General features: G+C 63.8%; 25 protein-coding genes. 20 read left to right on the top strand and 5 right to left on the bottom strand.

The genetic code is table 11. The annotated features are described in order from the left end of the window. Window positions 1-44 precede the first annotated feature (44 nt). The 14 genes from BC358_RS06055 to BC358_RS05990 all read left to right on the top strand — a co-directional run bounded on the left by BC358_RS06055 (window position 45) and on the right by BC358_RS05990 (window position 15423). A complete protein-coding gene (locus BC358_RS06055; RefSeq protein WP_066159669.1) occupies window positions 45-824 on the top strand; it encodes a DUF2189 domain-containing protein in 780 nt (259 codons plus the stop codon). 20 nt (window positions 825-844) lie between these two features. After that, the gene (locus BC358_RS06050; protein WP_066159673.1) at window positions 845-1066 is read left to right on the top strand and encodes a DUF2788 domain-containing protein; all 222 of its coding nucleotides are present in this window, start codon (window positions 845-847) and stop codon (window positions 1064-1066) included. 154 nt (window positions 1067-1220) lie between these two features. Continuing rightward, window positions 1221-1796, top strand: coding sequence for a ribosome maturation factor RimP (rimP, locus tag BC358_RS06045; RefSeq protein WP_079365126.1), 576 nt, complete (start codon window positions 1221-1223; stop codon window positions 1794-1796). A 48-nt stretch (window positions 1797-1844) separates the two neighbouring features. Beyond that, complete coding sequence (gene nusA, locus BC358_RS06040; protein WP_066159681.1) at window positions 1845-3344, top strand: transcription termination factor NusA; 1500 nt, start codon at window positions 1845-1847, stop codon at window positions 3342-3344. A 32-nt stretch (window positions 3345-3376) separates the two neighbouring features. Further along, entirely contained in the window at window positions 3377-6232 is a 2856-nt protein-coding gene (infB, locus tag BC358_RS06035; protein WP_066159684.1) for a translation initiation factor IF-2, read from the top strand. Between the two features lie 15 nt (window positions 6233-6247). Further along, the gene (rbfA, locus tag BC358_RS06030; protein WP_066159687.1) at window positions 6248-6622 is read left to right on the top strand and encodes a 30S ribosome-binding factor RbfA; all 375 of its coding nucleotides are present in this window, start codon (window positions 6248-6250) and stop codon (window positions 6620-6622) included. 2 nt (window positions 6623-6624) lie between these two features. Then, complete coding sequence (truB, locus tag BC358_RS06025; RefSeq protein WP_079365125.1) at window positions 6625-7590, top strand: tRNA pseudouridine(55) synthase TruB; 966 nt, start codon at window positions 6625-6627, stop codon at window positions 7588-7590. After that, window positions 7587-9413, top strand: coding sequence for a translational GTPase TypA (gene typA, locus BC358_RS06020; RefSeq protein ID WP_066159693.1), 1827 nt, complete (start codon window positions 7587-7589; stop codon window positions 9411-9413). The genes truB and typA overlap by 4 nt, the downstream gene beginning before the upstream one ends. A 45-nt stretch (window positions 9414-9458) precedes the next feature. After that, window positions 9459-10493 carry a DMT family transporter gene (locus BC358_RS06015; RefSeq protein ID WP_066159696.1) on the top strand — a complete coding sequence of 345 codons (1035 nt, stop codon included), beginning with the start codon at window positions 9459-9461 and terminating at the stop codon, window positions 10491-10493. Then, a complete protein-coding gene (locus BC358_RS06010) occupies window positions 10490-11584 on the top strand; it encodes an enoyl-CoA hydratase/isomerase family protein (RefSeq protein WP_079365124.1) in 1095 nt (364 codons plus the stop codon). Before BC358_RS06015 ends, BC358_RS06010 begins: the two co-directional genes overlap by 4 nt. Before the next feature lie 257 nt (window positions 11585-11841). Next, the gene (locus tag BC358_RS06005; protein ID WP_079365123.1) at window positions 11842-12891 is read left to right on the top strand and encodes an ABC transporter substrate-binding protein; all 1050 of its coding nucleotides are present in this window, start codon (window positions 11842-11844) and stop codon (window positions 12889-12891) included. A 76-nt stretch (window positions 12892-12967) separates the two neighbouring features. After that, the gene (locus BC358_RS06000) at window positions 12968-13855 is read left to right on the top strand and encodes a proline/glycine betaine ABC transporter permease (RefSeq protein WP_079365122.1); all 888 of its coding nucleotides are present in this window, start codon (window positions 12968-12970) and stop codon (window positions 13853-13855) included. Further along, window positions 13848-14942 carry a glycine betaine/L-proline ABC transporter ATP-binding protein gene (locus tag BC358_RS05995; RefSeq protein ID WP_079365121.1) on the top strand — a complete coding sequence of 365 codons (1095 nt, stop codon included), beginning with the start codon at window positions 13848-13850 and terminating at the stop codon, window positions 14940-14942. Before BC358_RS06000 ends, BC358_RS05995 begins: the two co-directional genes overlap by 8 nt. A 16-nt stretch (window positions 14943-14958) precedes the next feature. Continuing rightward, the gene (locus tag BC358_RS05990; RefSeq protein ID WP_079365120.1) at window positions 14959-15423 is read left to right on the top strand and encodes an SH3 domain-containing protein; all 465 of its coding nucleotides are present in this window, start codon (window positions 14959-14961) and stop codon (window positions 15421-15423) included. Window positions 15424-15477: 54 nt separating this feature from the next. On the opposite strand, the gene smpB is transcribed toward BC358_RS05990, so the two are convergent. Next, the gene (smpB, locus tag BC358_RS05985) at window positions 15478-15969 is read right to left on the bottom strand and encodes an SsrA-binding protein SmpB (RefSeq protein WP_066159709.1); all 492 of its coding nucleotides are present in this window, start codon (window positions 15967-15969) and stop codon (window positions 15478-15480) included. Between the two features lie 49 nt (window positions 15970-16018). Here smpB and BC358_RS05980 point away from each other — a divergent pair, with 49 nt between their 5' ends. Both BC358_RS05980 and BC358_RS05975 read left to right on the top strand, forming a co-directional pair. After that, on the top strand, window positions 16019-16462 hold the full coding sequence (locus tag BC358_RS05980) for a type II toxin-antitoxin system RatA family toxin (RefSeq protein ID WP_066159711.1): 444 nt from the start codon (window positions 16019-16021) through the stop codon (window positions 16460-16462). After that, entirely contained in the window at window positions 16459-16791 is a 333-nt protein-coding gene (locus BC358_RS05975) for an RnfH family protein (RefSeq protein WP_079365119.1), read from the top strand. The genes BC358_RS05980 and BC358_RS05975 overlap by 4 nt, the downstream gene beginning before the upstream one ends. A 20-nt stretch (window positions 16792-16811) precedes the next feature. Here BC358_RS05975 and BC358_RS05970 read toward each other — a convergent pair whose 3' ends face one another. Further along, on the bottom strand, window positions 16812-17297 hold the full coding sequence (locus tag BC358_RS05970; RefSeq protein ID WP_256861434.1) for a DUF4124 domain-containing protein: 486 nt from the start codon (window positions 17295-17297) through the stop codon (window positions 16812-16814). Window positions 17298-17570: 273 nt separating this feature from the next. Here BC358_RS05970 and guaB point away from each other — a divergent pair, with 273 nt between their 5' ends. The 3 genes from guaB (at window position 17571) to BC358_RS05955 (ending at window position 22358) form a co-directional block, all read left to right on the top strand. Further along, window positions 17571-19040: an IMP dehydrogenase gene (gene guaB / locus BC358_RS05965; RefSeq protein WP_066159716.1), complete on the top strand. Its 1470-nt coding sequence runs from the start codon at window positions 17571-17573 to the stop codon at window positions 19038-19040. Between the two features lie 68 nt (window positions 19041-19108). Next, complete coding sequence (guaA, locus tag BC358_RS05960; protein WP_079365118.1) at window positions 19109-20725, top strand: glutamine-hydrolyzing GMP synthase; 1617 nt, start codon at window positions 19109-19111, stop codon at window positions 20723-20725. 226 nt (window positions 20726-20951) lie between these two features. Continuing rightward, window positions 20952-22358: a site-specific integrase gene (locus BC358_RS05955; protein ID WP_241559593.1), complete on the top strand. Its 1407-nt coding sequence runs from the start codon at window positions 20952-20954 to the stop codon at window positions 22356-22358. Between the two features lie 237 nt (window positions 22359-22595). On the opposite strand, the gene BC358_RS22275 is transcribed toward BC358_RS05955, so the two are convergent. The 3 genes from BC358_RS22275 to merT are packed head-to-tail and all read right to left on the bottom strand — an operon-like array spanning window position 22596 to window position 23494. Beyond that, window positions 22596-22823 carry a GDCCVxC domain-containing (seleno)protein gene (locus BC358_RS22275; protein ID WP_079364968.1) on the bottom strand — a complete coding sequence of 76 codons (228 nt, stop codon included), beginning with the start codon at window positions 22821-22823 and terminating at the stop codon, window positions 22596-22598. Continuing rightward, complete coding sequence (gene merP / locus BC358_RS05945; protein WP_079364967.1) at window positions 22820-23104, bottom strand: mercury resistance system periplasmic binding protein MerP; 285 nt, start codon at window positions 23102-23104, stop codon at window positions 22820-22822. The genes BC358_RS22275 and merP overlap by 4 nt, the downstream gene beginning before the upstream one ends. A gap of 15 nt (window positions 23105-23119) precedes the next feature. After that, window positions 23120-23494 carry a mercuric ion transporter MerT gene (gene merT / locus BC358_RS05940; protein ID WP_070401208.1) on the bottom strand — a complete coding sequence of 125 codons (375 nt, stop codon included), beginning with the start codon at window positions 23492-23494 and terminating at the stop codon, window positions 23120-23122. 42 nt (window positions 23495-23536) lie between these two features. Here merT and BC358_RS05935 point away from each other — a divergent pair. Beyond that, window positions 23537-23690: MerR family DNA-binding transcriptional regulator (locus BC358_RS05935; RefSeq protein WP_143434194.1), on the top strand; the 154-nt coding region annotated here is incomplete at its 3' end.

Below are 23690 nucleotides of genomic sequence, written 5' to 3'. Positions count from 1 at the left end.
CGCGTCTTGTCGAACGCACCGACCACGTCCAAACGCTGCTTTTCATGACCCAAGCCTCCAAGCCCGCGACGACACGGACCATGCCCGTGGACATGATTTCGCCGACCCGCTGGATCGAGCGCGGCTGGGAAGACCTGCGGGCCAACCCGCTGCCGGGCATGCTGCACGGGCTGGCGCTGGCACTCTTTGGCTGGCTGCTGCTCTGGCTGGCACGGGACCGCTTCTGGCTGCTGGCGGGTGCGTTTTCGGGTTTCCTCATCGTGGCACCGGTGCTGGCCACAGGTCTCTATCACATCAGCCGAGAACGCGCGGCCGGCCGCAAGGCGGGGCTGCGAGATGTCTTCGCGCTGTGGAAGTCCTTCGATGGCCGTTTGGTGCGTTTCGGCGTCTTGCTGGGCCTGGCCGGAACAGGTTGGGTGATGGCTTCGGCTGGTCTGATCACGCTTTGGTCCCCGACACCCATCCTCAAGCCGGTGGACTTTTTCCGCCACGTGGTGCTCGTCAAGGAGGTCGGCCTGTTTGAGGTTTGGCTTGTGCTGGGGTCCCTGCTGGCAGCACCTGTGTTTGCATCCAGTGTTGTCGCCATTCCCATGCTGATCGACAAGAGCGTGCCCGTGAGCATGGCGGTCACGGCCAGCTGGCGCGCGGTGGCCGACTACCCGGGGCCGCTGGTCTGGTGGGCCGTGCTGATCACGATGCTGGTCGGGCTCGGCATGGTCACCGCACTGGTGGGACTGGTGGTGGTCATACCGCTGATCGCCCACGCGAGCTGGCATGCCTACTGCGACCTCACCGCGACCCCATCGCCGGTTTCGGCCCACTGAGTCCGGCCCATTTCCCAGTCATGGAAAACACGATATTTGGTCTGACCGAGGGTCAGATTGCCCAGTTCGGCCTGACCTTCGGGGTGGGGGCCTTCATTCTCTACATGCTGTTCATCGTGCTGAATCTGGCCCTGGAGTCCAAGGCCGGCAAATTCGGCACCTTCATCATCTTTCTGGTGCTGTCCCTAGGCATGATGGGTTTCATGGCCAAAAACGTCATTCAGTGGGTGCTCGGCATCTGACGCTTTCCTGGTGGGTGCTATTGCAAGAACGGTGCCGCACGGAGTACAATGCCAGCTTCACGACCAAATGGGCGGGTTACTACCGGCCCATTTTTTTTGTCCAAACGCTTTCCGGAATCTCGATTCCATTCACCACAAGGCTTCAATACACCCGATGAGCTGGCAAGACACCATTGCGCAAACCGTGACCGGACTGGGTTTTGACCTGGTGGATCTGGAGCGTTCGGCTGGTGGCTTGCTCCGGGTGACGATCGACCTGCCCTGGCAGGCCCCGCCGCCAGGTGAACCCGCGGGCCCCGAACAGTTCGTGACTGTGGAAGATTGCGAGACGGTCACCCGGCAGCTGCAGTATCTGCTGGAGGTCGAGGGCCTGGATTACCGGCGCCTCGAAGTGGGTTCGCCCGGTATCGACCGGCCGCTGCGGCACGAGGCCGACTATCAGCGGTTCCAGGGGCAGGTCATTGATCTCACGCTCAAGGAGCCCATCGGCGCCACCGGCGGCGCAGTGGCGGCCAACAGGAAAAAGTTTCGCGGCACGCTGGAGCGGGCCGCCGACGGGGTGATGTGGCAGGTGGTATGGAGTGACGAGCCGCCCGTCAAACCAGGGCAGCGCGTGAGCAAAAAGCGCGAACCCGCACCTCTTCAGGCGCTGACGTTTGCGCTGGGCGACGTCCAGCAGGCCAGGCTGGCTCCCCTCGTGAATTTCAAGGGGCGGCGTGCCGGCTCCTGAGTTTTTTTGTGATTTGAGAGAAGAGATACGGAAAGGTAGGCGACTGATATGAATCGCGAAATGTTGATGCTGATCGATGCCATCTCGCGCGAGAAGAACGTCGAACGCGACGTCGTGCTTGGTGCGGTCGAACAGGCGCTGGCCTCGGCGACCAAAAAACTCTACAAGGGTGAGGTCGACATCCGTGTCGCGATGGACCCGGACACGGGTGCTTACGAAACCTTCCGCCGCTGGCTGGTGGTGCCTGATTCGGCGGGCCTGCAGAACCCGGATGCCGAGGAGTTGCTGAGCGATGCCCGTGACGACATCCCGGACATCGAAGAGGGCGACTACATCGAGAAGCCGGTGGAAAGCGTGCCGATCGGCCGCATCGGCGCCATGGCCGCCAAGCAGGTGATCCTGCAAAAAATCCGTGACGCCGAGCGCGAAATGCTGCTCAACGACTTCATGAGCCGCGGCGACAAAATCTTTGTCGGCACCGTCAAGCGCATGGACAAGGGCGACCTGATCGTCGAGAGCGGTCGTGTCGAAGGCCGCCTCAAGCGCGGCGAGATGATCCCGAAGGAAAACTTCCGCACCGGCGACCGCGTGCGCGCCATGATCATGGAGGTCGACCTGACACTGCGTGGCGCGCCCATCCTGCTGTCGCGTTCCGCACCCTCGTTCATGATCGAGCTGTTCCGCCAGGAAGTGCCGGAGATCGAGCAAGGCCTGCTGGAGATCAAGACCTGCGCCCGCGACCCCGGTTCGCGCGCCAAGATCGCCGTTCTGTCGCATGACAAGCGCATTGACCCCATCGGCACCTGCGTCGGTGTGCGTGGCTCGCGTGTCAATGCGGTGACCAACGAGCTGGCGGGCGAGCGCGTGGACATCGTGCTTTGGTCCGAAGATCCCGCGCAGTTCGTGATCGGTGCACTCGCACCGGCCAACGTGGTGTCCATCGTGGTTGACGAAGAGCGCCATGCCATGGACGTGGTGGTGGACGAGGAGAACCTCGCGATCGCCATCGGCCGCGGTGGCCAGAACGTCCGCCTTGCGTCCGATCTGACCGGCTGGCGCATCAACATCATGACCGCCGACGAGTCTGCGCAGAAGCAGGCCGAAGAGGCCGACGGCATCCGCAAGCTGTTCATGGCCAAGCTTGACGTGGATCAGGAGATCGCCGACATCCTGATCGAGGAGGGCTTCACCAGTCTGGAAGAGGTGGCCTATGTGCCTCTGCAGGAGATGCTGGAAATCGAGTCCTTCGACGAGGACACGGTCAACGAGCTGCGTGCCCGCGCCAAGGACGCGCTGCTGACGATGGAAATCGCCCGCGAAGAAAGTGTGGAAGAGGTGTCGCAGGATCTGCGGGACCTGGAGGGGATGACCCCCGACCTGGTCGCCAAACTGGCCGACGGCGGCGTGCACACCCGCGACGAACTGGCCGATCTGGCCACCGACGAACTCACCGACATGACCGGCCAGACGCCCGAAGAGGCGACCAGCCTGATCATGCGCGCCCGCGCTCACTGGTTCTCCGGTGAGGAGACGCCTGCGTCCAACTGACCCGTGCAGGCACGAGCGGAGAACAAACACCTATGACCAGTACCACCGTTGCCGAATTGGCCGCTGAGCTGAACAAGCCCACCACCACCCTGCTGGAGCAGCTGTCTGCTGCCGGGGTGCCCAAAACCGCAGGGACCGATGTGGTCACCGAGACCGACAAGCAGAAGCTGCTGGGCCACCTCAAGGCCAGTCACGGTACCGCCGGCGCCGAGCGCAAGAAGATCACGCTGGTGAAGAAGTCCACCACGGAGATCAAACAGGCCGACGCCACCGGGCGCGCCCGCACCATCCAGGTCGAAGTACGCAAGAAGCGCACTTTCGTCAAGCGCGACGATGAGGTGGTGGTCCCGGACGTGCCGACGGAGGCCGTCGAGCCAGCCGCACCGGCGGTGGATCCGGCCGAGCTGGCACGTCGCGAGGAAGAAGCCCGCCGTCAGGCCGAGCTGCTGCGGCGCCAGGAAGAAGAACTGCTGATCAAGCGCCAGCAGCGCGAAGCAGAAGAGGCCCGCCAGGCGGAACTCGCGCGCCAGGCCGCAGAGGCCGAAGAGGCCGCAGCCCAGGCGCGGCAACAGGCGGCGGCGAAATCCGCCGCTTCTGTCGACTCTGCCAAGGAAGAGGCTGCCAAGGAAGACCAGCGCCGTGCCGCTGCCGCGGCCGAGCGTGAAGCTGCTGCCAAGGCGGAGGCCGACAAGCAGGCCGAAGCCCGCAAGGCGGAAGAGTCGCGCGCGCAGGATCTGCTGGAGCGTCGGCGCAAGGCCGAGGCCGAGGCCGCCAACATCCGCGCGATGATGGCTGCACCGGCCAAGACCCTCGTGGCCAAGAAGCCGGAACCCACGCCCGATCCCAAGGCCATCAAGGGCACACTGCACAAGCCTGCTGGCACGCCTGCCGCCAAGACGGCCGCGGGTGCAGCGGCCGCGCCTGGCGCCGGTGGCAAGAAGGAAATCAAGTCCGAAAACCTGTCGTCGACCTGGAAGGACGACGCAGCGAAGAAGAAGGAAATCAAGACCCGTGGCGACACCAGCGCTGGTCGTTCCAACTGGCGCAGCGGCCCCAAGGGCGGCGGCCGCCGTGGCGACCGCGACAGCCGTGACAGCGCCCAGAGCAGCTTTGTGGCCCCGACGGAAGCCAAGGTCATCGAGGTGCACGTGCCGGAAACCATCACGGTGGCCGAACTCGCGCACAAGATGAGCCTGAAGTCCTCCGAAGTGATCAAGCAACTGATGAAGCTGGGCCAGATGGTCACCATCAACCAGCCGCTGGACCAGGACACCGCCATGATCGTGGTGGAAGAACTGGGGCACACCGCGGTGGTGGCGGCGTTGGATGATCCGGAAGCCTTCACCGACGAGGAAGCAGGCCAGCACCAAGCCGAACTCAAGCCCCGTGCGCCTGTGGTCACCGTCATGGGCCACGTGGACCACGGCAAGACCTCGCTGCTGGACTACATCCGTCGCGCCAAGGTGGCAGCAGGCGAGGCCGGTGGCATCACGCAGCACATCGGTGCTTACCACGTGGAAACGCCGCGCGGCATGGTGTCTTTCCTCGATACCCCGGGTCACGAGGCGTTCACCGCCATGCGTGCCCGTGGTGCCCAGGCCACCGACATCGTCATTCTGGTGTGTGCGGCCGACGACGGCGTGATGCCGCAGACCAAGGAAGCCATCAAGCACGCGAAAGCGGCCGGTGTGCCCATGGTCGTGGCCTTGACCAAGATCGACAAGCCGGGCATCAACCTCGAGCGTGTGCGCTCGGAACTGGTGGCCGAAGAGGTCGTGCCTGAAGAGTTCGGTGGTGACGTGCCTTTCGTGGGTGTGTCCGCCAAGACCGGCGAAGGCATCGACGCCTTGCTGGAGCAGGTGTTGCTTCAGGCCGAGGTGCTGGAACTCAAGGCGCCGGTGGATGCGATGGCCAAGGGTCTGGTGATCGAAGCCCGTCTGGACAAGGGCCGCGGCTCGGTCGCGACCGTTCTGGTGCAAAGCGGCACGCTCAAGACCGGCGACGTGGTGCTGGTCGGCCAGACGTCTGGCCGTGTGCGTGCCATGCTGGATGAAAACGGCAAGCCCATCAAGGAAGCCGGGCCGTCCATTCCAGTGGAAATCCAGGGTCTGTCCGAAGTGCCGCAGGCCGGCGATGACTTCATGGTGATGACCGACGAGCGCCGCGCGCGCGAGATCGCCACCTACCGTGCGGGCAAGTTCCGCAACACCAAGCTGGCCAAGCAACAGGCCGCCAAGCTGGAGAACATGTTCACCGACATGACGGCTGGCGAAGTCAAAGTGCTGCCCATCATCATCAAGGCCGACGTGCAAGGGTCGCAGGAAGCCCTGGGCGCCTCGCTGCTCAAGCTCTCGACCGACGAGGTCAAGGTGCAGCTGGTGTTCTCCGGCGTGGGCGGCATCAGCGAGTCCGACGTCAACCTGGCGATCGCCTCCAAGGCGGTCATCATTGGCTTCAACGTGCGCGCCGACGTCGGCGCGCGCAAGCTGGCCGAAGGCAATGACGTCGACCTGCGCTACTACAACATCATCTACGACGCCGTGGACGATCTGAAGGCGGCCATGTCCGGCCTGCTGGCACCCGAGAAGCGGGAAGAGGTCATCGGCTCGGCAGAGATCCGCACCGTGTTCGTGGCGTCCAAGATCGGCACCGTGGCCGGCTGTATGGTCACGTCCGGCATGGTCACCCGCAACGCCCACTTCCGCCTGCTGCGCGACAACGTGGTGGTCTACACCGGCGAGATCGACACCCTCAAGCGCCTCAAGGACGACGTGCGCGAAGTCAAGGAAGGCTTCGAGTGCGGTATCAAGCTCAAGAACTACAGCGACATCAAGGAAGGTGACCAGCTGGAGTTCTTCGAGGTCAAGGAAGTGGCCCGCACGCTGTAAGGATCGAGCACCACCATGCCCCGCAAGGCTTCTTCCGTCCCCAACCGCGGTTTCCGCGTGGCCGACCAGATCCAGCGCGATCTGGCCGAGCTGATCGCGCGCGAGCTCAAGGATCCGCGGGTGGGCATGGTCACGATCAACGCGGTCGAGGTCACACCCGATTACGCCCACGCCAAGGTGTTTTTCAGCCTTCTCACCGGCAATCCGGACGAGACGACACAGGGCCTGAACGCCGCCGCCGGGTTCCTGCGCAATGGCTTGTTCAAGCGCCTGCACATCCACACCGTGCCGACGCTGCACTTCGTGTTCGACCGCACCACCGAGCGGGCGGCGGACATGAACGCGCTGATCTCAAAGGCCGTTGCGTCGCGTTCCAAGAACGAGGAATGACCATGCAGCGCCACAGCACCAGGGTGCCACGGCGCCCTGTGCATGGGGTGCTGTTGCTTGACAAACCGCTGGGCTTCTCCAGCAACCAGGCCTTGCAGAAAGCCAAATGGCTGCTGCGCGCCGAAAAGGCCGGGCATACCGGGACGCTGGATCCTCTGGCCACAGGCGTGCTCCCGATCTGCTTCGGCGCAGCCACCAAGTTCAGCCAGCTGCACCTGGACGCCGACAAGAGCTACGAAACCGTGGTCCGCCTGGGTGTGACCACGACCACCGGCGACGCCGAGGGCGATGTTCTGGAGAGCCGTCCGGTGACCTGCAGCGTCGGGCAAGTGGTAGAGGTGCTGGATCGCTTCACCGGGCCCATCACCCAGATTCCGCCCATGCACAGCGCCCTCAAGAAGGATGGCAAGGCGCTGTATGAGTACGCCCGTGAAGGCGTCACGGTGGAGCGTGAGCCGCGCGCAGTCACCATCCACGAACTGGAACTTGTGGACCTGCGCCTCGAGGGACATGAGCCCTTCCTGCGCTTGAGCGTGCGCTGCTCCAAGGGCACCTACATCCGCACGCTGGGCGAAGACATTGCGGCGGCCCTGGGCTGCGGCGGGCATCTGAGCCTGCTGCGGCGGGTGCAAACCGGCCCCTTCGACGCCGGCCAGTGCATCACGGTCGAGGCCCTGGAGGCCTTGCCCGATGAGCAGCGCCTGCAAAGGCTGCTGCCGGTGCAGGCGCTGCTGCCCGACCACACGGCTGTCACGCTCGACAGCGACAATGCCGCGCGCTTTCTCAGCGGTGTGCGCCGCCGCGGGACCTGGTCCGACCTGTCCCGGGTGGCGATCTACGGCCCGCCAGCGGGCACCTCCCACACGCCGGTCCTGCTGGGCAGTGGCCACACACAGGCCGGCGAACTCATCCCGGGGCGGCTGCTGAGCCCCATCGAAATACAGCAAATCCTGGAACCTGCAACATGAGCAAACAGATCCGCAACATCGCCATCATCGCCCACGTCGACCACGGCAAGACCACCATGGTCGACCAGCTGCTGCGCCAGTCGGGCACCTTCGCTGAGCACGAAAAGGTCGTGGACACGGTGATGGACAACAACGCCATCGAACGCGAGCGCGGCATCACCATCCTGGCCAAGAACTGCGCCGTGAGCTGGCAGGGCACCCACATCAACATCGTCGACACGCCTGGGCACGCGGACTTTGGCGGTGAGGTGGAGCGGGCACTGTCCATGGTGGACGGCGTGGTGCTGCTGATCGACGCCCAGGAAGGCCCGATGCCGCAGACCCGCTTCGTGACCAAGAAGGCCCTGGCCCTGGGGCTCAAGCCCATCGTGGTGGTCAACAAGGTGGACAAGCCCGGCGCCAACCCGACCAAGGTGATCAACGAAGCCTTCGATCTGTTTGCGAACCTCGGCGCGACCGACGAGCAGCTGGAATTCCCGGTGGTCTACGCCTCGGGTATCAACGGCTGGACCTCGCTGGAAGAGGGTGCGCCTGGCGAACAGTGGGGCCCCAACATGTCGGCCCTGTTCGACACCGTGCTCAAGCATGTGCCGGCCCACCAGGGTGACCCGGACGCGCCGCTGCAGCTGCAGATCTCCGCGCTGGACTTCTCCACCTTCGTCGGCCGCATCGGCGTCGGTCGTATCAGTGCCGGCAAGATCCGTCCCGGCATGGACGTACTGGTGATGGAGGGCGAAGACGGCAAGAGCATCAAGGGCCGCATCAACCAGGTCCTGACCTTCCAGGGGCTCGACCGCGTGCAGGTGACCGAGGCCGGCCCTGGCGACATCGTGCTGATCAACGGCATCGCCGACATCGGCATCGGCGTGACCGTCACCGATCCTTCCAATCCGACGCCGCTGCCCATGCTCAAGGTGGACGAGCCCACGCTGACCATGAACTTCTGCGTCAACACCAGCCCGCTGGCCGGGCGCGAAGGCAAGTTCGTCACCAGCCGCCAGATCTGGGACCGCCTGCAGAAAGAGCTGCAGCACAACGTGGCCCTGCGCGTGAAGGAAACCGACGAGGACGGCATCTTCGAGGTGTCTGGTCGAGGCGAACTGCACCTGACCATCCTGCTGGAAAACATGCGCCGCGAAGGCTACGAGCTGGCCGTGTCCAAGCCGCGCGTGGTGTTCCGCGAGATCAACGGCGAGAAGTGCGAACCGATCGAGCTGGTGACGGCCGACATCGAGGAAGGCCACCAGGGCGGCGTGATGCAGGCCCTGGGTGAGCGCAAGGGCGAGCTGGTCAACATGGTGCCGGACGGCAAGGGCCGCGTGCGCCTGGAATACCGGATCCCGGCGCGTGGCCTGATCGGCTTCTCCAACGAGTTCCTGAACCTGACCCGCGGTTCCGGCCTGATCAGCAACATCTTCGACGGCTACGAACCGCACAAGGGCGAGATCGCCAGCCGCAAGAATGGTGTGCTGATCTCCATGGACGACGGCGAGATCTTCACTTACGCCCTGGGCAAGCTCGACGACCGCGGCCGCATGTTCGTCAAACCCAACGACCCGGTGTACGAGGGCATGATCGTCGGCATCCACAGCCGCGACAACGACCTGGTGGTCAATGCCACCCGCACCAAGCAGCTGACCAACTTCCGTGTCAGCGGCAAGGAAGACGCGATCAAGATCACGCCGCCCATCGACCTGACGCTGGAATACGGCGTTGAGTTCATCGAGGACGACGAGCTGGTCGAGATCACGCCCAAGAGCGTGCGCCTGCGCAAGCGCCATCTCAAGGAACACGATCGCAAGCGCGCTTCGCGCGAAGCTTGACCCGCCGGGCAGCCGTTGGCTGCCCGCCAAGGTCCACTCACACCCATGCCCTTCAAGCTGCTCAACCGTCTGACTCACACCCAGGCGGTGTTCCTCATGGTCGCGGTGACCCTGATGTGGTCGATCGCCGGCGTGGTCTCGCGCCAGCTGGAGTCGGCCGCGCGTTTCGAAGTCACCTTCTGGCGCAGCGCATTCACCTTTGTGTCGCTGCTGCTCATCCTGCCCCTGTGGCGCGCAGCAGACCGTGCGTCTGGAGCCCTCCGTGGTGTCCCGACGAGTCAAGGTGCGCTGCAGCGCCACTGGGGCATCCTCGCCGGATCGCGCGCCTTCTGGGTGTCCGGTGTCTGCTGGAGCGTGATGTTCACCGCCTTCATGCTGGCTCTGACCTTCACCAGTGTCGCCAACGTTCTGGTGATCATGGCGGCGGGGCCGCTGTTCACCGCGGTCATCGCCCGGGTGTTCATTGGCCAGCGTCTGCCCGGGCGCACCTGGGCCGCCATCGTGACGGCCGGCGCCGGCATCGTGTACATGTACGGCAGCCAGATGTGGTCCGCCTTCACCGACCCGGCAGCAAATGCATCGGGCCTGGTCCTGGGGTCGCTGGCATCGCTCTGCGTGCCGGTGGGCGGCGCGATCAACTGGACCGTTGTGCAGCGCAGCCAGCAGCACGGGGAGTCCATCGACCTCGTGCCGTCGGTGCTGGTTGGGGCGTTGATCTCGAGCGTGCTCACCCTGCCTCTGGCATTCCCGTTTCTGGCCACAGGCAGCGACATCGCGTGGCTGGCCCTGCTGGGTCTGGTGCAGCTCGCGATTCCTTGCGCGCTGGCGGTGGTCTGCGCCCGTTCGCTCAAGGCCCCCGAAGTGTCGCTGCTGGCGCTGCTGGAGGTGATCTTTGGCATCGTTTGGGCCTGGCTCTGGGCCAACGAGACGCCTGGGAGCGAGGTGCTGCTCGGCGGCAGTGTGGTGATCGCCGCCTTGCTGCTCAACGAACTGGCCGGCTGGCGTGACCGCCAGGGTGCACTGCGCATTCAGACCCTCAGCGCCAGGAATACCGAGACATCCGTTGGAGAAACGCCATGAATGGGTCCGAACAGTTCATCATCACCGAAGTCCGTGGTCGCGTCGGTTGCATCACGCTCAACCGGCCCAAGGCGCTGAACGCGCTCTCGCTGGGCATGATCCGCGACATCAGTGCCGCCTTGCTGGCCTGGCGCGAAGACCCGCAGGTGCTGGCAGTGGCGATCCGTGGCACGGGCAAGGAGGGCGCGTTCGGCAGTTTCTGCGCGGGCGGTGACATCCGCTTCTTTCACCAGGCTGCGCTCGCGGGCAACCCGGAACTTGAGGACTTCTTCACCGAGGAGTACGCACTCAACCACCTGATCCACACCTACCCCAAGCCCTACATCGCGTTCATGGACGGCATCTGCATGGGCGGGGGCATGGGCATCAGTCAGGGAGCGAGCCTGCGAATCGTCACCGAACGCAGCAAGATCGCCATGCCCGAAACCGGCATCGGCCTGTTTCCGGACGTGGGCGGCGGCTACTTCCTCAGCCGCTGCCCGGGTCGACTGGGTGAGTACCTGGCCCTGACCGGTCTGGTGCTTGACGGCGCTCATGCGCTGGTGGCCGGCCTGGCCGACGCGGTGATGGACAGCGGCCGCCTTGCGGGCCTGTGGGACAGCCTGGGTCAGACGCCCTACGAGAGCGGCGTGGCGGTGGAGCGCTGGTGTCTCAATCACGTCCAGAAGGTGCCGCCGAAGGCGCACTTTCCGCAGGCGGACATCGACCGCGTATTTGCATTGGACAACGTGAAGGCGGTGGTTCAGGCGCTGGAGCAGGCCCAAGGCGAGTGGGCCAGCGAAACCGCACAGTTGCTGCGCAAGCGTTCACCGCTGATGCTGCATGTGGTGCTGGAGCAGGTTCGCCGGGCACGGGGTATGGGGCTGGCCGACGAACTGCGCATGGAGCGCGACCTGGTCCGTCGCTGCTTCCACCTGCGCCCGGGCGCCGCGAGCGAAACCGTTGAAGGGATCCGCGCACTGGCGGTAGACAAGGACCACGCCCCGCGCTGGAACCCGTCCTGCATCGAAGAGGTGAGCGATGCACAGGTGGTCGAATTCTTTGTTTCGCCCTGGCCTGCTCACGCGCATCCGCTGCACTCGCTGCGGTGACAGCGGGCCGGCTTTCATTCGAGCCGCGGCCTTCTCGGAGCCGATGGGCTTCGTTATATGAAAAGTCGCAGCATTTGCGTGAGATTTATTCTCAAAGTTATATTTCCGAGTTGAGTTCAATCCAACTGTCTGTTGGTTGAGCGGCTGGTCACCTCGTTTGCAGCAGCGTTCGTTTTCTTCAGGCCGTTGGGTGTGCACTTCGCATCCAGTGGCGCCCCGCGTCGGTGGACAACACCACTCGAAACTTGGAGAAAACCATGTCGCGCATCCCCCCGCTTTCCCGTCTGTCCCTGCTCGCCGCCGCGCTGGCGCTGAGCGCATGTGGCCAGAAAGAGGAAACACCTTCCCCAGCCGCCACACCCGAGGTGGCACAGACCTCCGTCTGCGGCAAGGTCACGGTGGCCAACATGAACTGGCAGTCGGCCGAGGTACTGGCCCACATTGACAACATCATTCTGTCCAAGGGCTACGGTTGCGAGGTTGAACTGGTGCCGGGTGACACCATGCCCACGCTGACCGCCATGATGGAGAAGGGGCAACCCGACGTGGCACCCGAAGCGTGGATCAACGCCGTGCGCCAACCGCTGGACGCCGCGGTGAAGGAAGGCAAGCTGCACTACGCCGCCAAATCGCTTGCGGATGGAGGCGTCGAGGGCTGGTGGATTCCGAAGTACCTGGCCGATGCCCATCCGGACATCAAGACCATCGACGATGCCCTCAAGCACCCGGAGCTGTTTCCGTCGGCCGAGAACAAGCGGAAGGGCGCGGTGCACAACTGCCCCTCGGGCTGGAACTGCCAGTTGACCACTGGCAACGCGTTCAAGGCCTGGGACGCGGCCGACAAGGGCTTCCTGCTGGTGGACACCGGCTCGGCCGCAGGGCTGGACGGTTCGATCGCCAAGGCGTATGAGCGCAAGCAGGGCTGGCTGGGGTACTACTGGGCGCCCACATCCATCCTGGGCAAGTACGAGATGGTCAAGCTAGACGCCGGTGTGCCACACGACAAAGAGGCATGGGAAGCCTGCAATGCCAAGGCGGAGTGCGACAACCCCAAGAAGAGCGACTGGGCGCGCGCCGAGGTGTTCACCGTGCTCACCGACCGCTTCCAGAAAGCCGGCGGTCCCGCTGTGGACTACCTGAACAAACGCAGCTGGAGCAACGACACGGTCAATGGCCTGCTGGCCTGGATGAGCGACCAGCAGGCCACCGGGGCCGACGGGGCAGCACATTTCCTCAAGACCCAGCCCGAGATCTGGGGCGCCTGGGTAACGCCCGAGGTGGCAGAGAAAGTGAAGTCGGCGCTCTGAGGCATCACACGCCGAGACAACAGATGGCCCGCACCAGTGACGGGCCGTTTCCCTGATTCCTGCCGGAGGAGATGCCATGACATGGCTTGATAGATTCCCCGCGCTGGGTACCGAACAGCTGTCTGCCTTGCGCCGTTTTATCGATGGTGCCTTTCGCGCATTCACGCGCGAACATGGCCAGGCCATGGAGCAACTGTTCGAACCCCTGCGCCAGTTCCTGCTCGCATCCGAGCGCCTGCTGACCCAGACACCCTGGCCGGTGGTGGTGGGTGTCATCGCCGTGGTCGCCTGGATGGCTTCGCGCAACTGGAAAATCGTTCTCGGTGCCATTCTGTCGCTGTTGGTCATCGGCTGGCTGGGCATGTGGGACGACACCATGAAGACCATTTCGATGATCTTCGTGAGCACCGTGGTGGCGCTGGTGGTGGGCCTGCCCATCGGTATCCTGATGAGTAGATGGGATCGGATGCAGCGCATCGTCAATCCGGCGCTGGACGTGATGCAGACCATGCCCAGCTTTGTGTACCTGATCCCGGTGGTCATGCTGCTGGGCATCGGCCGTGTGCCCGGTCTGATCGCGGTGGTCATCTACGCCGTCGCACCGGTGATCCGCTTCACCAACCTGGGCATCCGGCTGGTCGACAAGGACCTGCTGGAGGCGGCCGACGCTTTTGGCTCGTCGGCCTGGCAGAAGATGCGCCAGGTGCAGCTGCCACTGGCGCTGCCCACCATCATGGCCGGCATCAACCAGACCATCATGCTCGCGCTGTCGATGGTGGTCATCGCCTCGATGATCGGTGTGCAGGGCCTTGGCCAGCCGGTGCTCAAGGCCATCTCCAACCAGTACTTCACGATGGGCATCCTCAACGGCATGGCCATCGTCGCGATCGCGATCATCTTCGACCGCGTCTCGCAAGCCTACGGCAAGCGTCTGCAGAAGCATCTGGAGGTAGTGCATGGCTGATCCCGTCATCCAGCAAGCGGCTGCGTCTGGCAATGCGGCGGTGGGCGTGAGCATCCGTGGCCTTTACAAGATCTTCGGTCCCACGCCGGAGCGCTTCATCGACGCGGTGCGCGGCGGCATGAGCAAGCAGGAACTGCGCGATGTGCATGGTCACGTGCTGGGTCTGCGCGACATCCACATCGACATGCCTGCCGGTGGAATTCAGGTGGTGATGGGCCTGTCTGGCTCGGGCAAGTCCACGCTGATACGCCACATCAACCGCCTGATCGACCCGACCACCGGCGAGGTGTTGGTGCAGGTGAACGATCAAAGCGTGGATGTGGTCAAGATGAACCCGGCGCGACTGCGCCAGTTCCGCCGTGAGCAGACCGCCATGGTGTTCCAGAAGTTTGCGCTGTTCCCACACCTGACGGTGCGGGAAAACACCGAGTACGGCCTGCAGGTGCAGGGCGTGGCGCGCAAGGTCAGGCGTGAACGGGCGCAGCGCTGGATCGAGCGTGTCGGCCTCAAGGGTTACGAGGACAGCTATCCGAACCAGCTCTCGGGCGGTATGCAGCAGCGCGTGGGACTTGCAAGGGCACTCACCAACGATGCGCCCATCCTGCTGATGGATGAGGCGTTCTCGGCGCTGGACCCGCTGATCCGCAGCGACATGCAGGGCGTGCTTCTGGACATCCAGCAGGAGATCGGCAAAACCATCGTGTTCATCACACACGACCTTGACGAGGCTTTGCGCCTGGGGGATCGCATCGCCATCCTGCGCGACGGCGAGGTGGTGCAGCAGGGCACAGGCCAGCAGATCGTGCTGCACCCGGCAGACGACTACATCGCCAACTTCGTCAAGGACGTCAACCGCGGCCGCGTGATTCGCAGCAGGACCTTGATGCGACCCGACACACCGGTCGAAGGACCGACGGTGGACATCAGTACTGTGATCGAGGAGGTCGCCCGTGTGCTCAGTGCTGAGGGGCGGGAGGTTGCCAATGTCGTCAACAGCAAAGGGCACCACCTGGGCACCCTTTCGATGGGCGACATCATTGCTGCCATGGTGCCGCCACGATCCGACTTGTCCTATCCCAATACCTGACACAAGGAGAGTTCGCATGATTCAGACGCTGGCGGGCCGGGCATTCATCACCGCGACCATCGTGGTCGGTGCCTGGCTTCTGCCCGGTCCTGTTGCCCACGCGCAGCGGCTGGTGAGCATCGATGGAGCGGAAGTGAACATGCGCTCGGGCCCAGGGACGGGCCACGAGGTGTTGTGGGTGCTCAACAAGGGCTACCCCCTCAAGGTACTGCGGCGCCAGGGGCGCTGGCTTGAGGTTCAGGACTTCGAGAACGACAAAGGTTGGGTTGCACGAGCCCTGACCGGGCGAACGCCTCATCACGTGGTCAAGTCCCGGATCGTCAACATCCGGAAAGGTCCGGGGACGGGGCACCCGATCATTGGCCAGGCGGAATACGGTGAAGTGCTGCGGACCCGCAGCAAACGGCGCGACTGGGTTCAGGTCGAACGGGCCGAGGGTCAGCCTGGCTGGGTGTCCAGGCGCCTGCTCTGGGGTTGGTGAGCACCGTCGCCCGGCAACGATCAGGCCACGCGCCGGGGCCTTCTTCGATGATGCTCAGCGCTGGCGCTGTTTCATGGCCCGCTCGACCTCCCGCTTGCCTTCGCGGTCCTTGATGGTGTCGCGCTTGTCGTGCTCGGCCTTGCCTTTGGCCAGAGCGATCTCGCATTTCACCTTGCCGCTCTTCCAGTGCAGGTTCAGCGGCACCAGGGTGTGGCCCTTCTGCTCGACCTTGCCGATCAGTCGCCGGATCTGGTCCTTGTGCAGCAGCAGCTTCTTGGTTCGCACCGAGTCCGGGCTGACGTGGGTCGACGCCGTCCGCAGAGGGTTGATCTGGCAGCCGATCAGGAACAGTTCGCCTTCCCGGATCACCACGTAGCCGTCGGTGAGTTGCACCTTGCCCTCGCGCAGCGCTTTCACCTCCCAACCCTGCAGCACCATTCCTGCCTCGAAGCGCTCCTCGATGGCGTAGTTGAACAAGGCCTTCTTGTTGTCCGCGATGCGGCTGTCGGTGGTCTTGGCTGCGGATTTGCTGGGTTTGGTGGACATGGGGCGGTAAATGGGGCCGCAGGCGACCCATACAATGGGCGCCGATTGTATGAAAACGATTCAGAAGTCCGTCCTGCTCTGGCACAGCGCCCATGAGATGTTTGCGCTGGTCACCGATGTTCAGCACTACCCGCAGTTCCTTCCATGGTGCGATCACAGCGAGGTGATGGAGCGCGATGAACACGGCATGGTGGCCCGCGTCGGCATCGCCTTCAGCGGTCTGAAGCAGAGCTTCACCACCCGCAATCAGCACATCGATGACCGGCAGGTGCTGATGGAACTGGTGGATGGTCCTTTCTCCCATCTGGAAGGGATCTGGAACTTCACGCCGCTGGGCGATGGCAGCCAGCGGGCCTGCAAGGTCGAGTTCACGCTGACCTATGGCTTTTCAAGCCAGGCCCTTGCCACCTTGGTGGGGCCTGTATTCGACCGGATCGCGGGCAGCCTCGTGGACGCATTTGTCAAACGCGCTGACCAGGTGTACGGCGCATGATTTCCGTGGTGCTGGTTCGTTCACCCCAACCCCGAAAGGTGGAAGAGCTGCATCTGCAGCTTCCGGATGGTACGTCTGTCGCTGAGGCCCTGGCCATGGCCGGCTGGTCGATGAACATCGACGGCCCGCAGGAGCACAGGTGGACGTGCGGGGTCTGGGGCCACAAGGCTTTACCAGAAAGCGTGCTCAGGGATGGTGATCGCGTCGAGCTGTACCGGGACCTGAGGGTCGATCCCAAGGTGGCCCGCAGAGAGCGCTTCGTCGGTCAGGGTTCACGCAACGCCGGGCTGTTCGCCCAGCGGCGGCCCAACTCCAAGGCCGGCTACTGATCAGGTGCCAGTCAAGGGCCTCAGTTGACGTTCTGTGCAGATGCCGACGCAGGGCCACAATCCGAACGGATGACGCCGTCGATGCGCTGCAGTTCGGCCGCACGCGCCTTGTCGTCCATGATTTCGCGCTCGCCCTTGGCATTGGTGGTGGCAATGCGCACGCCTGAATCCAGCGTGGCCTTGGCGCGCTTGGCTCGCTCGCAGTTGCCGGCACGGGCTGCAGCAATGCGGTCGTCCTCGGCCTTCTTTTTGGCCTGTGCCGCCTCCTGGGCCTGTTTTTCAGCCTGCTTCTTCTTTGCCTCCAGCTGTTCGTCGCGGCCAGTCACCTTCGGCACCTCGGCTGACTGCGCAGCGGGCTGGCCAGCTGCGGCGGGGTCTGTTCCGGTCGGCGCTGGAATTGCAGGCCCGGTCTGGCGCACGGCTCCAGGTGTGCGAAGAATGCTCTTCTCGGGCGTACCAGGCGGCGGTGCCGTGTCGCTGAAAACCTTGTTGCCGGAAGAGTCCACCCAGACCCACTGAGCCCAGGTCGATCCACTGAACAGGGCGGCTGAGGCTGCGAATGCGAGAACTCGCCAGAAAGAGGTGTGTGTGTGACGGCTAGGCATGCGAACCAGTTTAACCCGGGGCCTTCCGGCCGCACACTACACGCCCAATGCCAGGTGACGAAGTAGCACTTTTGCCGGCTTGACGGAGCTTGGGGCCCGATGTGGTGGCGTTCGCGAGGCAGCTGCTCCCCCGGTTGGACGCCGGGTACAATCGTGTTTTTGGAGCTTTACCTCATGCGCCTCCTCGGCAAAGCGCTCACTTTCGACGACGTTCTGCTCGTCCCCGCGTACTCCCAGGTCCTGCCCAAGGACACCTCTCTCGCCACCCAGTTCACCCGCAACATCCGCCTGAACCTGCCCCTGGTTTCTGCGGCCATGGACACCGTGACGGAGGCCCGGCTGGCCATCGCCATTGCCCAGGAAGGCGGCATCGGCATCGTCCACAAGAACCTCTCGGCGCAGGAACAGGCCGCCCACGTGGCCAAGGTCAAGCGCTACGAGTCCGGCGTGCTGCGTGACCCGGTGGTCATCAGCCCTTCGACCACCGTGCGCCAGGTCATGAAGCTGTCCGACGACCTGGGGGTGTCTGGCTTCCCGGTGGTGGATGCAGGCAAGGTGGTTGGTATCGTCACCGGCCGCGATCTGCGCTTTGAAAGCCGCTACGACCTGCCGGTCAGCGAGATCATGACGCCGCGAGAGCGCTTGATCACCGTGCCCGAAGGCACCACGCCGGAGCAGGCCAAAGCGCTGTTGAACAAGCACAAGCTCGAGCGCCTGCTGCTGGTGAACGACGCCTTTGAGCTCAAGGGCCTGATCACCGTCAAGGACATCACCAAGCAGCTGAACTTCCCGAACGCCGCGCGCGACGCCGCCGGCCGACTGCGCGTGGGCGCTGCGGTGGGGGTTGGCGAAGGCACCGAAGAACGCGTGGAAGCGCTGGTCAAGGCAGGCGTGGACGCCATCGTGGTGGACACGGCCCATGGCCACAGCAAGGGTGTGATCGACCGCGTGCGCTGGGTCAAGCAGAACTACCCTCAGGTGGACGTGATCGGCGGCAACATCGCCACCGGCAGCGCCGCGCTGGCGCTGGTGGAAGCCGGTGCTGACGGCGTCAAGGTCGGTATCGGCCCCGGCTCCATCTGCACCACCCGCATCGTGGCCGGCGTGGGCGTGCCGCAGATCATGGCCATCGACAACGTGGCCACCGCGCTGCAGACCACCGGTGTGCCCATGATCGCCGATGGCGGCATCCGCTACAGCGGTGATATCGCCAAGGCCATTGCGGCCGGCGCCAACACCGTGATGATGGGCGGAATGTTCGCAGGCACCGAAGAGGCGCCGGGCGAGATCGTGCTTTTCCAGGGCCGCAGCTACAAGAGCTACCGCGGCATGGGCTCCATCGGTGCCATGCAGCAGGGCAGCGCCGACCGCTACTTCCAGGAAAGCAGCACGGGCAATCCCAATGCGGACAAGCTGGTGCCCGAAGGCATCGAAGGGCGCGTGCCCTACAAGGGCTCGGTGGTGTCGATCATTTTCCAGATGGCCGGCGGTATCCGCGCCTCCATGGGCTATTGCGGCTGTCCGACCATCGAACACATGCGCGCCAAGGCGGAGTTTGTCGAGATCACTTCGGCCGGCATCCGCGAAAGCCACGTGCACGACGTGCAGATCACCAAGGAAGCGCCGAACTACCGCGCGGACTGACCGGTCCTACTCCTCAGGCCGTCCATCGAGACGGCCTTTTTCTTTTCCCTGCAGCCTATTTCAACGCCATGCAGCACCAGAAAATCCTCATTCTCGATTTCGGTTCCCAGGTCACCCAGCTCATCGCACGCCGCGTGCGCGAAGCGCACGTGTACTGCGAAGTTCACCCCTGCGACGTCAGCAGCGAGTGGGTGCGCGAGTTCGCCGCCGATGGCCAGCTCAAGGGCGTGATCCTCTCGGGCAGCCACGCCAGCGTCTATGAGGTGGACGACAAGGCCCCCGATGCGGTGTTCGAGCTGGGCGTGCCGGTGCTGGGCATCTGCTACGGCATGCAGACCATGGCCCAGCAGCTGGGCGGCAAGGTCGAGGCGGGCAAGACGCGCGAGTTCGGTTACGCCGAGGTCCGCGCCCGTGGACACACCGCCCTGCTCAAGGACATCGCCGACTTCACCACGCCCGAAGGCCACGGCATGCTCAAGGTCTGGATGAGCCACGGCGACAAGGTGACCGAAATGCCACCGGGCTTCAAGCTCATGGCCAGCACCGACGCCTGCCCGATCGCCGGCATGGCCGACGAGTCCCGCGGTTACTACGCGGTGCAGTTCCACCCCGAGGTGACGCACACGGTGCAGGGCAGGGCGCTGCTGGAGCGCTTCGTGCTGGAAATCTGCGGCACGCGCCCAGACTGGATCATGCGCGACCATATCGAGGAAGCCGTGCAGAAGATCCGCGAGCAGGTGGGCGACGAGGAAGTGATCCTCGGCCTGTCTGGCGGCGTGGACTCGTCGGTGGCCGCCGCCCTGATCCACCGGGCCATCGGCGACCAGCTGACCTGCGTGTTCGTGGACCATGGCCTGCTGCGCCTGCACGAGGGCGACATGGTGATGGACATGTTTGTCGGCAAGCTGCACGCGAAGGTCATCCGGGTTGACGCGGCGGGCCAGTTCCTCGGCCACCTGGCCGGGGTGAGCGATCCGGAAGCCAAGCGCAAGATCATCGGCCGCGAGTTTGTCGAGGTGTTCAAGGCCGAGGCCGCCAAACTCATTTCAAGTGGTGCTTCAACAAAAGGCGCCAAGTGGTTGGCACAAGGAACAATTTATCCAGACGTGATCGAGTCCGGCGGCGCCAAGAGCAAGAAGGCCGTGACCATCAAGAGCCACCACAACGTGGGCGGACTGCCCGAGCAGTTGGGCCTGAAGCTGCTGGAGCCGCTGCGCGACCTGTTCAAGGACGAGGTGCGTGAACTGGGCGTGGCCCTGGGCCTTCCGCACGACATGGTCTACCGCCACCCGTTCCCGGGGCCTGGTCTGGGCGTGCGCATCCTGGGCGAGGTGAAGAAGGAATACGCCGACCTGCTGCGCCGGGCCGACGCCATCTTCATCGAAGAGCTGCGCTCGACCATCGACCACCACAGTGGCAAGAGCTGGTACGAGCTGACCAGCCAGGCCTTCACCGTGTTCCTGCCCGTCAAGAGCGTGGGCGTGATGGGCGACGGCCGCACCTACGACTACGTGGTGGCGCTGCGCGCGGTGCAGACCAGCGATTTCATGACCGCCGACTGGGCCGAACTGCCGTACGCGCTGCTCAAGAAGGTCAGCAGCCGCATCATCAACGAGGTGCGTGGCATCAACCGCGTGACCTATGACGTGAGCAGCAAGCCGCCAGCAACCATCGAGTGGGAATGAGTCAAGATCGTCCCAAGGTGTTTCGGAACATCCCAGGAAAACCCGATTTTGCTGTGGGGACAATGACTTAGCGTCCCACGGCGTCCCATCGAATCCCAGGGCGTCCCATGCGTTCTGACGGTTGACCTGACGGTATCCGGGCACCTAAGCTGGCAGGCCTGCAGCGATACCGTCAGACCCCATGACGGTACCTCGGTCCTGCGACAAGCAACGGATCGGAGATCTCATGAACACCTTGATGGAACGGGCGCGGGTTGGGCTGGCGAGCGCGAGAACACGCCACGGTTTGACGGAAGCCAAACTGCGAGAACTACTGCCGGGCGAGCGGGCCTACAAGGTCAGCGACGGAGGCAATGGTCTCTACGTCGTCGTCTCACCCAGTGGCAGCAGGTCCTTCCGCTACGACTATCGACTGAGCGGCCGACGCGAGACGCTGACCATCGGACGACATGAACCGGTTGCCCGCCATGCCCAGCGATCTCACCTTGCCTACGGCATGGATGTGACGCTGGAAGAGGCGCGCCTGCTGCTGGCTCGGGCGCGTGTCGATGTCAGTTCCGGGCGATCTCCCGCTCGAGCCAAGGTTGAGCGGCGCAATGAAGTTGCAGACGCCATGAGCTTTGGGCGCTGGGCGGTACGGTACTTCGAGTTCAAGTCCGACGCCAAAAGCGGCGCCGAGCGGCTGGCCGACAGCACGCTGGCGTTGCGGCGTTCGATCTATGACCGCATCCTGGTCGGTCCGTTCGGGAAGCTGAACCTCGACGAGATCAAGCCGGTCGCGCTGGGTGAGTTGCTCGACCGCGTCAAGACTGAACGAGGCCCAGGACCGGCTGTGCACGCCAGGGAACTCGTGTTGCAGGTCTACCGGTTTGCCAACGGCAAAGGCGTCGATATCGCCAATCCGGCGGAAGCGCTCGCTCGGAAGGCCTACGCGACGTTTGTCCCGCGCGAGCGCAACTTGAACCGCCATGAAATCAAGACGTTGCTCGACGGTCTGGAGATGACTGGCACTGCGCCGACACTACGGCTGGCAGTCAGGTTCTTGCTGCTGACGGGTGTGCGCAAAGGTGAGTTCATCGGAGCTACTTGGGCGGAAGTGGACTGGGAACGGGCACAGTGGCTGATCCCAGCTGAGAGGATGAAGGCTGGCAAGCCGCACACGGTGTATTTGGGAGAGCAGGCCCTGGACATCCTGACAACGCTTCGAACCTGCTTCCCGTCGAGCAACTTTCTCCATCCAAGCCGGTATGACTCCGCCGAGCCGATCAGCCAGGCAACGCTGAACCGGACGATCGCCGCTTCGGTGGATCGGATCAACAAGGATCGAACACCCAGTCAGGATCTGTTTCTGCCGGTCTCAGTGCACGATCTGCGCCGAACATTCTCGTCACGGCTCAACGACGCGCTCTTCCCGGAGGCCTTGGTCGAAGCCTGCCTGGCCCACCAGAAAAAGGACCAAGTCGCTGCCGCCTACAACCATGCTCGATTTTCCGGGCCTCGGCGGGTCCTTATGCAGGTATGGGCGGACATGGTGGACTGCTGGATGCGCGGCGAAACCGCGAGGGAGGTCATCGTCAGGGGCAAGGTGAAAATCGATGCCGCGGCGCACGATGCAGAAGGTATGAACTTGTAGGCTGAAGCAACACCCGGTTTAACGCCTCGGGGCGACTGTGTTGGACACATACTTGCCTTGAATGCGTCAGGGGTTTCCACCGTTTTGTCGATGCTCAAGGGACTGTTCAACCCTTCAGAGACCATTGTGAAATCACAGACAACGTGCGCTTGAATCTCGGAGGCCTCGGCAGGTAAACGGTATGCGTCCGGTTATCCCATCTTGACATGGGCCGCTCACAGATAGCTTAGCAAGAGATCAAGCCGCGGGTTTACAGCAACCAGCTTCACCACCGATCTGGATTGGTGGGCAGGGAACGGATCCGTACGAGCAGAACACACAGCAGTCACCGGCCTTCGGGCGCAAGACGGCGTGGCACCCTTCGCACTCATAGAACCATTGGCAGGCATCGGTGGGCATCTCTTCGGTCTTCATATGACCGCACTCGGGGCAGGTGAAGACAGAGGTCAGGATGACATCGCTCATGGGTTTACAGACACAACAGTGGACGGGAATCCGGCGTTCTTGGTCGCACTGGTCAGGGCCTCAACCTTCACCTTGGCACTGTCAAACACCACTGTGGTTTCCCGCTTGGGCAGGTTGGACTTGACGTCGATGACCCCATCGATCCGGGTCAACGCCAATTTGACGGTGATTGGGCAGGTCGGGCAGTTCATCCCTGGCACCGAGAGGACCGCACTCTGCTGGGCCGCCCAGCTCGGCCCGATGAGTAGCATTGCCGCCGCAGGGATGATCCATCGTTTCATTGCAGAACCCTTCATTCAGTAGAACCAGTGGGCGATCCAGGGGAACGCCAATGAAATTCCCAGTAGTAGGACTACCAGCAGGAACAGCACCTTGTAGGACCGGTTGACCATGGGGCGCTCACAGACCTGGCCCACATCGCACGCTACCGCAGGGCGCCATATCCGGCGTCCTGCAACCACCAAGGCAATCGCCGCCGCCCCCATGAACCACGGTTGATAAGGCTCCAGCAGCGTCAGAGAGCCGATCCAGGCCCCGGAGATGCCCAGCATGATCAGCACCAGGGGGCCCAGGCAGCAGGCGGAGGCGAGCAGCGCCGAAATACCACCAGCAATCAGGGCCTTGCCGCCGCCAGTGGTCTGGCCCGGGTGGTCGGTAGATGTTGTAGACATGCGATAAGCTTACTTCCGTACCAAAGTACAGAGTCAAGCGCCATGACCCATACCCCTTCACAGTCCGACGGCAGCATGACGATCGGAGATCTCGCGAAAGCGGCCGGTGTGAACGTCGAGACCATCAGGTTCTATCAGCGCAAAGGGCTGATGCCAGAGCCGGACCGTCCTGTGGGCAGCATCCGGCGCTATGGCC

The organism is Hydrogenophaga sp. H7, from assembly GCF_002025745.1.
Taxonomy (GTDB): domain Bacteria; phylum Pseudomonadota; class Gammaproteobacteria; order Burkholderiales; family Burkholderiaceae_C; genus Hydrogenophaga; species Hydrogenophaga pseudoflava.
This window is presented reverse-complemented; position numbering and strand designations above follow the sequence as displayed.